The 12,211-nt window shown below is 39.4% G+C and carries 10 protein-coding genes; 6 read left to right on the forward strand and 4 right to left on the reverse strand.

Going from position 1 to position 12,211, the window contains the following annotated elements; translation table 11 throughout:
• Positions 1-46: 46 nt before the first annotated feature.
• Entirely contained in the window at positions 47-2,080 is a 2,034-nt protein-coding gene (locus ACFFAP_RS29365; RefSeq protein WP_375514540.1) for an NB-ARC domain-containing protein, read from the reverse strand.
• A gap of 179 nt (positions 2,081-2,259) precedes the next feature.
• Between ACFFAP_RS29365 and ACFFAP_RS29370 the strand changes: the two genes are divergently transcribed.
• Both ACFFAP_RS29370 and ACFFAP_RS29375 read left to right on the forward strand, forming a co-directional pair.
• Entirely contained in the window at positions 2,260-2,940 is a 681-nt protein-coding gene (locus tag ACFFAP_RS29370) for a Uma2 family endonuclease (protein WP_375514541.1), read from the forward strand.
• Between the two features lie 43 nt (positions 2,941-2,983).
• Positions 2,984-3,676, forward strand: coding sequence for a hypothetical protein (locus tag ACFFAP_RS29375; protein WP_375514542.1), 693 nt, complete (start codon positions 2,984-2,986; stop codon positions 3,674-3,676).
• A gap of 217 nt (positions 3,677-3,893) precedes the next feature.
• Here ACFFAP_RS29375 and ACFFAP_RS29380 read toward each other — a convergent pair whose 3' ends face one another.
• Together ACFFAP_RS29380 and ACFFAP_RS29385 are read right to left on the reverse strand one after the other, a co-directional pair.
• On the reverse strand, positions 3,894-4,307 hold the full coding sequence (locus tag ACFFAP_RS29380) for a putative toxin-antitoxin system toxin component, PIN family (RefSeq protein ID WP_375514543.1): 414 nt from the start codon (positions 4,305-4,307) through the stop codon (positions 3,894-3,896).
• Complete coding sequence (locus ACFFAP_RS29385; RefSeq protein ID WP_375514544.1) at positions 4,304-4,543, reverse strand: hypothetical protein; 240 nt, start codon at positions 4,541-4,543, stop codon at positions 4,304-4,306. The genes ACFFAP_RS29380 and ACFFAP_RS29385 overlap by 4 nt, the downstream gene beginning before the upstream one ends.
• A 252-nt stretch (positions 4,544-4,795) precedes the next feature.
• Here ACFFAP_RS29385 and ACFFAP_RS29390 point away from each other — a divergent pair, with 252 nt between their 5' ends.
• From ACFFAP_RS29390 to ACFFAP_RS29400, 3 genes are all read left to right on the forward strand, one after another.
• Entirely contained in the window at positions 4,796-5,731 is a 936-nt protein-coding gene (locus ACFFAP_RS29390; RefSeq protein ID WP_375514545.1) for a ferritin-like domain-containing protein, read from the forward strand.
• Positions 5,732-5,754: 23 nt separating this feature from the next.
• Positions 5,755-6,513 (forward strand): isoprenyl transferase, encoded by a 759-nt coding sequence (locus tag ACFFAP_RS29395; protein ID WP_375514546.1) that lies wholly within the window; start codon positions 5,755-5,757, stop codon positions 6,511-6,513.
• Positions 6,514-7,333: 820 nt separating this feature from the next.
• On the forward strand, positions 7,334-9,253 hold the full coding sequence (locus ACFFAP_RS29400; RefSeq protein ID WP_375514548.1) for an iron uptake porin: 1,920 nt from the start codon (positions 7,334-7,336) through the stop codon (positions 9,251-9,253).
• Positions 9,254-10,041: 788 nt separating this feature from the next.
• On the opposite strand, the gene trxA is transcribed toward ACFFAP_RS29400, so the two are convergent.
• Positions 10,042-10,359 (reverse strand): thioredoxin, encoded by a 318-nt coding sequence (gene trxA / locus ACFFAP_RS29405; protein ID WP_109007859.1) that lies wholly within the window; start codon positions 10,357-10,359, stop codon positions 10,042-10,044.
• 476 nt (positions 10,360-10,835) lie between these two features.
• Between trxA and fabG the strand changes: the two genes are divergently transcribed.
• Positions 10,836-11,582 (forward strand): 3-oxoacyl-[acyl-carrier-protein] reductase, encoded by a 747-nt coding sequence (gene fabG, locus ACFFAP_RS29410; protein ID WP_375514547.1) that lies wholly within the window; start codon positions 10,836-10,838, stop codon positions 11,580-11,582.
• The last annotated feature ends 629 nt before the right edge of the window (positions 11,583-12,211 follow it).

Consider the following 12,211-nt stretch of genomic DNA (forward strand, 5'->3'; position numbering starts at 1 on the left):
TTAGCACTTTCAGCCTACCTGTTTTGCCCCCTTTCTTATCCCGAACTCACGTTAAATTTACATAGGTTTGACCCAAAATTTGCATGAAATAGACAAATCTTCCAGTTTGTTCTACCAGTTTTTCGTTCGTAATATTTTGATAAGCTACATCTGCTAATGCAGATGAGGCATCACGCAAACCTAAATAAGAATACACCAAAGCTAAACAAACTGAAGCTTTCTCTGCCCAGCGATGATGCTCGGTATTTTGAGCTAGGTAAATTACTTGTTGAAATAACTTTACGGCTGCTTTTAGTTCCCACAAATCTATTTTGTAAAGACCAATACTTAATAAAGAATCTACCTCTAGCATTCTCAGATAGTAAACTGGATGTTTGTTCTCTGGCTGAAGTACAAGTGACTTTAGTGCTTGCGTTGCCAGAGTAATAGTTTTTTGTTGACAAGCGATCGCTTGACTAATCTTACCTGTTATCCAATATAAATCACCCAATATATTGTAAAGTTCGCTGAGATTTTGGTCATTTTCTAGATTATTAACAACTTGATTAATTGCCGTAAGTATCGGTTGAATTAAACCCATTCGATACAACGTACTACCAAGAGGTAAAAACTGCTGCCATTGATTATTTCGGCTTTTTAAAATGACTTTACCTGCCAACTCAAATTCATGAATCTCTATGTAGTGATAATATGCTTCTAAAGCTTGCAAAGCATCCTTGAAGGTTTCAATTTGTTTAACACTAGTTGTCCAAAATTCTGCGGCTTTGTGGTTGGCAATTTTCCATTCATCGCTGGGGCGTAAACGCGCGATCGCTTCTGCACGAATCACCGGATGCAGCCAATATTCACCTTTATCGCACTCCACCAAAGACCGATTTCTCAACGAGGCGATGATTTGGCGATGTTGATCAGGTGGGACATCCCAAAGTAAACAAAACAATCCTTGAGATGGAATGGTGGGTATATCTTGGTAACGATAACATCCCAAACGACAAAGTAGGCGATAAGCTTGGGGATCGAGGGCTTGCAGGCGATTGATTTGACTAACTGCTAAATTTTTTAAGTCGGTTGCTGCTAAAGGATCGGCATGATTTTCTTGCCAATAAAGAACCATGTCACCATCGAAATCTTCCTGAATTGAACCACAGAGAATTCCCATTGCTTTAGCATTACCGCCATACGTGCGATGCATGATTTGCAAAGTTGGCGAGTTGATAGTTAACCCACGCTTGCTAAAAAACTGTTGCCATGCACTTTGATCCAAACCAGGAAGCCGATAGTGATTCACATTTAGCCCAGGTTCACAAAGGCGATCGCGACTGGTAATCAAAGTAACAGACTGCACCCTAGCATCAGCCAACACCCGTAATAGTTCTACATAGTTGCGGTGAGAAGCAATCAAACCACCTTGTTGATCTAATGCAGGTTCCAGATTGTCAATTAACACCCCAATCCGCCGATCATGAAGTTGGCGCTTGAGTCGTCCCAAAGTTACCCCAAATTCTACCCCAGGTTCTTGATCAAAATCTTGTTTGAGCCATTCTTCTACTACTCGTTCGGCGGGGGTGATATTTTGCGTTTCCTTCGCCATCAGCAGTTCCAAAACCAAGTCAAACCCCTGATGGAGATATTGCTGCGCTAGAGTGGTTTTGCCTAAACCGCCTTCACCTTGGATCACAATCACTTTCGATCCCTGATTTACCAAAGTATTCAGGTGAGCGATCGCTTCTGTTCGTCCAATAAAATTGGTATCCTCTAATTTTGGGGTGGGGTGTGGCGATCGCGAGTAATCAATCAAACTGGATGATATCGCAGTAGTTTTTCTTAGAACTCGCTCTAAAGTAGCGCGACAATTACTTTTGGTAATCTTTTGGCGCAATACTTTAGAAAGCAGTTTCCATAACTGAGAACCAGCATCCTTGGCGTGTCCTTCCGTACAACCGTAAGAATCAGCGATATCCAAGTATTTTCTACCCAACCAAACTTGCACAAGAATCACTTTTTGCAAATCGCTCAACCGTTCCCCAGTCTGAGGGGGAATTATGGCGTCTAACCATGCTAATGCTGCTTGGGCGTCCATTGTGTAACGACGAGGGTAGGTCAGATTTTAAGGACAACTATAAATCAATCTACAGTTATGTTGCTGAAGTTTTCGGATAAGATTTTGTAAATCCGACTTTTTTCCCGACTTTTCCGAATAAAGCCTTCTAATCTAATTAAAATAAAACTCATTAGGTAACATCAGCACCATCATTACTTATGGTGAAATCAGACCCTCGTCAATTGCCTAGTAGTGCTGAACTTCCTTGTTCAGACGATACCCCTGTGGATAACGAAGACCAGAACTTTATTCCCAACCTGCTTCTCTTTTTGCTGCAATATATTTGGGCAAACCGTAATGACTGGTTTTTCAGTGTGGATATGGGCGTTTACCATACCACAGGGGTTAGTCCACTTGTGCCGATTGTACCAGACGGATTTTTGAGCTTAGGTGTAGAACGCCGCAAGGCAGATAAATCTCGTAAAAGTTATGTTGTTTGGGAAGAAAATAACATAGTGCCTATCCTGGCTTTAGAAATTGTCTCTTTAACTCCGGGTGGAGAATACGACAAAAAATTAGACATTTATGCCAAGTTAGGGGTACTGTACTACATTATTTATAATCCAGAGTATTGGCAAAGAGACAGTCATCAACCTTTTGAAGTTTATCGGTTAGTAGATAGTAGCTATCAATTGCAAATTGGTGAACCCTTTTGGATGCCAGAAATTAATTTGGGAATTGGGCGATCGCAATACGTATCTGGTAATATCCAGCGTCAGGTTTTGTATTGGTATGACCAACAAGGAAAGCGCTATCAAACTTCAGAAGAACAGCTTGAATTAGCGCAAAAAAAACTTGAGCGTTATCGTCAGCAATTTGGGGAACTGCCAGAGAGTTGAATTAGTACAAAATGATTTTTCTAAATTCAAAAAGTTTCCAATAATGGATACTAACAATTGGTTAGCTAATACTTTAATATACTATCGTCAAATGCAGTTTTTCAGTCACTATCAAGATTTTTCAAATTATGAATTAGTAAATGAAGTTAAAAAAATGGCTAAGAAACTTTATTCAAATATCTACGAGCATTTTTTTGACGAACGAGAGGATTGGTTTGTTCTAAAATTAGATATACAAAGAGTGTTCGATATAGATTTCGGTTCAATTTATGGCGATTACTGTGGAATTGAGGGTATAAATGACAGTATCCAGCAAATTTTAAGCATTGCTGAGATATCTAGAGGATTTTTTGCACCTAATAAAGTTATAAGTTACTATATCAATGAATGTTATGGAAAAATTTACTCAGAAAAAGATTTACTCAAATATTTCGAGCATTTACCTCCAGATGAAAACATACATAAATATTACAAAAATATAGTAGATTTTGAAATAGATGGTTCTAGACATTTGATTGTTGGTAGTTATGATCCATCACTAATAGCATTTCAAATAAATAAATTAATCATCAACACAGGTTATCAATTTTATTTGGGTGAATTTGGTAATCCTACACCGATGCTTTTACTCAATCAAGAAGAAAAGCAAAAGTTGCAACAAGACAGAGGCTTGAGAGTTAATGTAATCAGACCTGGTAAAGACACATCTTGGTTAAATTTACCGAGTAATCTTTAGATAACTTTAGCTATTAGCTTGTTGCAACCTTTAGGAACAAATTGCCACAAGATACTTTAGTTCTAGAATTAATTAGCAGCTATCCGACTTTTCCCACACTTTTTCAACTCCATCACATAAAACTGCCGACTTCAACCGACTGACAAAACGAAGTGCGATCGCTTAGTTTTATACGGTGTGTTATGCCGCTATCTTACGCACCCTACCAGATTGAAACTTATTCCCTCACATCACAAACTAACCTTTTAAATAAAGATAGAGAAATAATAGTTGTGTTTAACAAAGTTTGCGCTTCATTAAAATCAGCATCACCCGTAATAAAAAAATCTGCTCTTGTGGCAATAGCACAAGCTAAAAACTTTGCATCTTTCCTATCTCTAGGGAAATCAACCTCTACATCCACATCAATTAGTGTTGTCACTGAATCAATTAAATAAACCCATCTTTCGTATTGTGCCTCAGTTAATTTTAAACGAGGACGCTTTAAAACTTCCTTATACTCTGCGATAATATCTGCCGATACAACCCACTCAAAAGCATAATTAGCAATCACAAATAAAATTACTGCCTCTGGATTTTTATCAGCTATAGCAGCAGAGACTACGATATTAGTATCAATAATAACTTTCATTCTCCCCGTCTATAAGCTTCAATTTCTGCTGCTATTTCTTCATCAGTCAAGGGATTATCTGCGTGTATCGCTTGTATTTCTTTGAATAAATTTTTTAATTCTTCTGCTAAAGTAACCCTTTGATTATCGTTTGCCAAAATAATCACCTCAACTCTCTGTCCTGCTTTAAATGGTAAATCAGATAATACTAACTGCTTTGGATCTGCAATGGTGATATATGTTTTATAAGCGTTCATGATTTATCCTGTTACTCAACTTTTATCTACCCTTGTTCTAACAATTTCGCGACATTCTCTGCAATTCTCTCTTCTAACTTTGTTAAAGTCGTCTTAGAAGGGCGAAGTTTGAAACCCAAATTTTCTATAACCAACTTTTTCCCCGACTTTTGCAACCCTATCACATAAAACTGCCGACTTCAGCCGACTGACAAACGATAGTGCGATCGCTTAGGCTATTGGGCATAGAGATCAACAATTAAGTATAAAAAGATGCTCAATACCCTCAGCCCAATCACAGAAGACTTAGCAGGTAAAAGCTATCTTAGTCCTGATTATTTGCAAACACAGCGCCGCATTCGTTCCCTCATAGATAAATATATTGCAGTCGAAAAACTACACGAGCGTCTGCAAGATTTACCGTTACAGTTTGCCAATCCCCAACCGCGTCCCTGGAAACTCATCGACTGGCAGACGATTAACCGTAATCAAATTATCGGCTTAGACGCAGAAGTATTTTTATCTATCTTAATAGGTGCAATGGACACAGAAGCCCCCATTCGCGGCTATACCCAAACCAGTCGGCAGTATTTGGAAAAATTGCATCCTCAAATGGCTCGGTTTGTTGGTGGAACAGTCGGTAAAGATGGCGAACTCCTGGAACTTGGTTTGTGGGAAAAGGAAGAACGTCAGCACACACCTGCATTAATCAAAATCTACACCCAATTAACAGGCGAGAAAATTACCCCAAAACTTCGTACTGTTAGAAGCTATCTCCCTACAGATGACGCTTACGAAGACTTATATCGCCACGGCTTACACCGCATTACCACAGAATACGGTGCTACCTGTCTTTATATTTGGTTGATGGCTCACACTACTGGCGCACTCCAGGATGTTCTAGAGGAACTAGCACAGGATGAAATCAATCATACGACCAAATTCTGGGGGTTTGGAGTCTGGGCTTTCCCTGATACTGGGTTGATGCGAATTGGACGCACGCTAATCAAAACGCGATCGCCAAACTATCAGCCTAACAACCTCATGCGTACTCTTTGCCGCATGATGGGTACTCTCAACTGGAATGCTTGGTCATTAACCAACAAAACAACTCTCCTCTTCACCTTCACTTACATAATGCATCGCTTGTGGAGTTGGAACAATAGCCTCACACCAGACTATCTGCAAAATTTATTTGAAACTAATTAGTCAAAACAAAGGACAAGTGACAAATGACAAATAACAAATCAAAATTACCCACCGATTTAAATCCCCAAAAAATCCCCCAACATATCGCTGTGATCATGGATGGTAACGGACGATGGGCAACCAGTCGAGGATTACCACGCATTGCTGGACATCGCCAAGGAGCAAAGACACTCAAAGAACTATTGCGTTGCTGCAAAGATTGGGGAATCAAAGCGTTGACAGCCTACGCTTTCTCAACAGAAAATTGGCAGCGTCCCGTTGAAGAAGTAGATTTTCTGATGCATTTGTTTGAGCGATTACTACGCCGCGAGTTAGCTCAGATGCATCAAGAAGGAGTACGCATCTCGTTTATTGGAGATTTATCAGCTTTACCTAAATCTCTACAGATAGAAATGGAACGTTCAATCATAGAGACGTTGAACAATCAAGCAATCAACTTTACGGTTGCAGTCAATTACGGTAGCCGCAACGAAATTACCAGAGTTTGCCGTCAAGTAGCTCAACTCGTGGAACAAGGCGAACTCAGCGCCCAAGAAGTGAATGAAAGTCTTATAGAACAACACCTCTACACAGCAAATACTCCAGAACCCGATTTGCTGATTCGTACTAGCGGTGAGATGCGATTGAGTAATTTCCTCTTGTGGCAAATGGCGTATACAGAGATGTATTTCAGCGATATTCTTTGGCCAGATTTTAATCGAGAAGCATTTTATCAGGCTTTGTTGAGCTACCAAAATCGCGATCGCCGTTTTGGTCAAGTTAAAGCTTCAGTGTCAGCTTAGTCTACCAAACACCAGACATTCTCTCAAAATTAAACCGGATTTTTGCTATGAGGCATAAAGTAAAAGCACCCACATTACCAGGATGGTATATGAGCGCTAATAAATTAAAACATTATTGAGGATAATCTATCTGCTATGACAGACCGAAGTAACTATAAGAATAGCAAGCGGTGGGTAAATAAACTGCAAGGGTAGTTACAAATGTTTTGTTAAAAATATTACTTACTGTAAGACATTGTTTATTTTGCTAAAATGTGATATTCAAGATTGGTGTGATGCCTACAGTGGGCTACAACCGCAAGAGAAATTATTTCCACCGTTTTCCTCGTGATTTTACCTGCACCCAAATCGATCAGCGATCGCAGTCTCTTAATTTTTTTTGAGTAAATTATTCTTTGTTAGGTATTGAGCCAAAATCCTCGGCTCAATACCTATATTCATTATCACAAAATCAGACTTATGTAATTATTATTTTGTCAATATAGCAATCCTGTTTTATATTTGAACAGAGAAAATTTGGAAGGCTTATGAATCAAGCATTTTACGTAATGCATTGTTCAAAAACCATTTAGAATTACTATCGTAGTTATAGAAACTCTCAATATGATGTATTGTTAATTCTTTCCCAAAATAGTATTTACTATAATTTAATACTTGCGATGTCAGCTGAGGTTCTGGTAAGTCAATTCAGAAAAAAATCCTGATATCCAAAATTTAAAGTTAATAAGATTTTTTTTAAATCTACTTTAAATTTACTTATCAATGCACTTGGAAATCGCAATTAATTTTTTCACTATATTTATAGGTGTTGGGAGTTATGATGGCAAAATATCTACTAGCTTTTGCTAGTGGGATGGGATTTTTATGTTTAATTGCCGGGTTATCACCTGTGCAAGCCCTTCCTAGTTTAGAAATTGCAGATAAAAACGTAGCTGTTAATCAAGATGACGGCAGCTATGAAAAGAATTATTCTCATCAAAGCGATTTAGCAAATAATATCTCCAGTAAATTGCTGATAGCTAATGAAACTCAAAAAAACTTACCCTCAGTCAATCAACAGCAAAAAATTCCAGATATAGGAGTAGATTCTGCTGTTAATTTGTGGCAGCCAATCATACCACAACCTGCAAGTTCATCTCCAAACTCATACAAACTTGCACAAGTAACATCCGTATCGCAATTGTCTGATGTACAGCCGACTGACTGGGCTTTTCAGGCACTTCAATCTTTAGTCGAGCGCTATGGTTGTATCGCAGGTTATCCCAATCAAACCTATGGCGGTAATCGGGCGATGACTCGCTATGAATTTGCTGCTGGCTTAAATGCTTGTTTAGACCGAATCAACGAACTGATTGCGACTGCAACTGGTGATTTGGTTAATAAAGAAGATTTAGCCACGTTGCAGAAACTACAAGAACAATTTACGGCAGAATTGGCAACATTACGAGGTCGAGTAGATGCTGTAGAAGCTCGCACAGCAGAACTAGAAGCAAATCAGTTTTCTACTACGACCAAACTCAATGGTGAGGTAATTATTGCTGGTGTTGGTGCTAGCGGTGGCGCTCCTAATCAGAGTGACCCGAACATCATCCTAGTCAATAGAGTGCGGTTAAATCTCACCACTAGCTTTACTGGTAAAGATTTATTAATTACTGGATTGCAAGCCTATAACTTTTTGGGTGGAGTCGATGGACAGGGTAGCCTGCAACAAAGTTTAGGATTAGCTGCGCCACTTTTAAGTTCTAGTAGCGCTCGTACCAGTTTTGAGCCACAATTTCCGGGGTTAAATGTCAATACTTTGTCGGGTGTTGGCGCAAACAGTATTCAGCTTTACAAATTGCTGTATATCTTTCCCGTCGCTAATAAATTAACCTTGTTTGCAGGAACTGCGGCAGAAACATCAGATGCTTTCCCAGCAATTACGCCTTTTTATGGTGAAGGACAAGAGTCAATTTCTCGTTTTGCCGGCTTGAATCCTGTGCTACGGGTTTCTGGTGGGACTTCGGGTACTGGTTTAGCATCGGCGGCGGGATTTATTTTTAACATTTCGCCAAATTTGGATTTAAGAGCTTTATACGGCAGTGTAAATGCCAATTTACCCGAAAAATCTGCGACTGAGGCACTACCAGGAGTTTCTACTACACCTTTGGGAGCAGGTTTATTTAGTGGTAGTAGTATTATTGCCACACAGTTAACCTTTAAGCCAAGTCCGGCTCTGGATATTGGTTTAAACTATGCCCACAGTTATCACGAAATCAATATTTTGGCTACAGGATTAGTTAGTAGTGATATCGGTGCTTTAGCAGGGATTGCAGCTGGAACACCGCTCACACTCAACTCTGTTGGCGGTACGGTAACATGGCGATTGTCTCCCAAAATAGCATTATCTGGCTACGGTGCAGCAATATTTGTTGATGCTGCTTCCAATAGCGTGGATGCTTCCACCACCTTTACAAGTTGGATGGCGGGAATTCACTTCAGAGATTTATTCAAGTCAGGAAACACTGCCGGGATTCTTTTTGGTCAGCCGCTTTTCCGTACTGATACTGGTGGTTCTGCTCAACTTACGCCCACAGGCGACAATCGGGCGACTCCTTACCATTTAGAAGCCTATTACCGCCTTCAAGTTAGCGATAATATCAGCATTACCCCTGGTGCGTTTGTTCTCTTTAACCCAGAAGGTAACAGCAATAATGAGACTACGACTGTAGGTGTACTTCGGACTACTTTTACATTTTAAGAGATTGGGAGTAGGGTCAAAGTCCCCCAATTTATTGGGGGATTTAGCTATTTATTTGCTACTTTCTCTCACAACCTTCTTAGCTGCACCCTCAAATTGTTTAACAAGACCTCCAAATAACCATCCCATCATTTATTCACACCTTTTCACAGCATAATTAGCAAGCAGATATCCTCCTAAAAATAACACTCCTGAAAAGGAGTGTCGAGGATAAAATAATGGCTAATAAATAAGTAGAAACTCGGTGGACGATTATCGAATAATGTTATTTTGGGCTTTATAAAAATCTAGTCACTTTGCCCAAAATCTGTTGTGCAAAATTGGTACGATGCCCACCTTGGGATACACCTACGCTGCACTAAAAATAAAGTGCGTAGCCCATCATAGACATCGCCCTACAGATAACCTAATTATTTCTTTTCCCTGATTTACCAGTTTGATTGGAAAGTTGGTGCTTTTGTATTACCCGCTCAATCTGGCAAGTCACCGTATCTATTCTATGTTTAACCTTATCAAAATCAATATTCACCCAAATATAGGCTTTGTCAGGTCTTTCCTGCTTATAATTCATATATTGCAATACTAGTCAAGATATTCTGTTATATCTATACGATATAGCCATCTCAATTTCTAAACTACTTTCTCTAGACGTATAAGTAGATATGCTTAATATTTACTTAAGATTTTACACAGTGATTTGTAGGGCTACAGCTACCTGTGCTACTCCACTAAAAAAGACGCGATATTTCGCGCCTCTGGCAGCTAAAATCCAAATTTTAAGTGTTAACTTAAACCTTTGTTTGTAGATATTGCACCAACTGCGGTGCTTGCATCACTCCCTCTATCCGATCCACAGGCTGACCCTGCTTAAATAGTACTAAGGTTGGTAAAGCGGCAATTTTATACTGAGTAGCCAAATCTGTGTATTTCTCTGTGTCGATTTTGACAATTCGCAGGCGATCCTTAAGTTGGGCATTGACTTGCTCTAAAATTGGCACCATCATTTGACATGGGCCACACCAGTCAGCGTAAAAATCTACTAATACAGGTACATCAGAAGCAGACAGCATCTCTTCAAAGCTGTTAAATTGCTTTTTAGTTGCCATGTGATACACACCGATTTTCAATTGTTTGTTTCAATAGTAATTCTTAGAAAATAAAAGCGGTATAGGTTCATGGGTTTTTGTTGGAAAAGAATTAGATTAGTCAATATCAACTGATTGTCCAGCAAAAAATCTTAAATAATTATAATAAAATCCACATATTGTTTACGTTGGTGTATATGCATTAGATATGTATTTAAACCTATCCTGACCAACCAAATAAATATACAGGCGTTCACGAGAGTCATGTCTAGGACGGGCGTAACTGCAACACTTGCTAGTCTATCCAATCGGGCGATGTCTACGATGGGCTATTGGGCGTCACAGCTATAAATTAAATCAACAATATATTGCTTCAAGTTATTCATTTATTAAGAGAGAAATAACTATAAATGTTTTATTATCCAGACAATATTCAGATGTTCCCTAAATCACCATAAGATAATTAGCGCGGTATTTCTAAGATTGAGGAACATTGAATGACACTATTACAAGATAAAGTCGCAATTATTACAGGTGCATCACGAGGAATTGGTCGAGCGATCGCAATTGAATTAGCCACACAGGGAGCGATCGCAGTTGTCAATTATGCCAGTTCGAGTGCAGCAGCTGAAGCAGTTGTTACAGAAATTACAGATGCGGGAGGTCAAGCGATCGCTATCCAAGCAGACGTTTCTAAAAGCGATCAAGTAGACGCACTAGTTAACGCCGTCATCGAAAAGTTCCGCCGTGTAGATATCTTAGTCAACAACGCAGGTATTACCCGCGACACATTACTTATGCGTTTGAAGCCAGAAGATTGGCAAGCAGTGATAGACCTGAATTTAACTGGTGTTTTCTTATGTACGCGTGCCGTCAGTAAAATCATGCTAAAGCAGCGATCGGGGCGAATCATCAACATTACCTCTGTTGCTGGGCAAATGGGCAACCCAGGTCAGTCCAACTACAGCGCCGCCAAAGCAGGTGTAATCGGCTTTACCAAAAGCGTTGCCAAAGAACTAGCTACTCGCGGCATCACCGTTAACGCCGTCGCCCCTGGATTCATCACCACCGACATGACCAGTAATCTCAACAACCCCGAAGATATTCTCAAATACATCCCACTCGGTCGCTTCGGTCAGCCCGAAGAAGTTGCTGGGATGGTGCGCTTCCTGGCTGCCGATCCCGCCGCCGCCTACGTCACCGGACAAGTTTTTAACGTCGATGGCGGCATGGTCATGGCGTAATACCAATTTGAAAAAAGAATACGACAAATAGACCATTTGTAGAGACGCGATTCATCGCGTCTTTACCCAAGGATGTATTGCCATCATTAATTGAATTGGTATAAGTGATTCATCGCGTCTACAGCAATTTTTGTAGGGTGTGTTACGCTTTCGGCGTAAGCCACCGATTTTATTTCAGGTAGTTCACTCTCGTAAATCGAGTTTTCAACTTCTAAATCAAGTTTTCAACTTCTAAATCGAGTTTTCAACTTCTAAATCGAGTTTCAAACTTCTAAATTAAGTTTTCAACTTCTAAATTAAGTTTTCAACTTCTAAATCGAGTTTTCAACTTCTAAATTAAGTTTTCAACTTCTAAATCGAGTTTTCAACTTCTAAACTAACTTCACGGCTCGTAAACCTCTGATTCTCAACGAACTTTGGCAAATATACCCGTATTTATCCTTTAGGCTAATCTTAATGCTCTAAAGCTAATAGAATTGGGCAACTGTTCTGCTAAATGCCTACCAAGCTACCCAACCCAGTTTAATTTTTGGATATCGTCACCAACATCACAGGAACAGGTCTGGACTCTTCTTTGACCTTTTTTTAATTAAAAATTAAAAGTTAAAAATTAAAAATTAATCAGAATA

This window comes from uncultured Nostoc sp., assembly GCF_964245575.1.
Lineage (GTDB): Bacteria > Cyanobacteriota > Cyanobacteriia > Cyanobacteriales > Nostocaceae > Nostoc.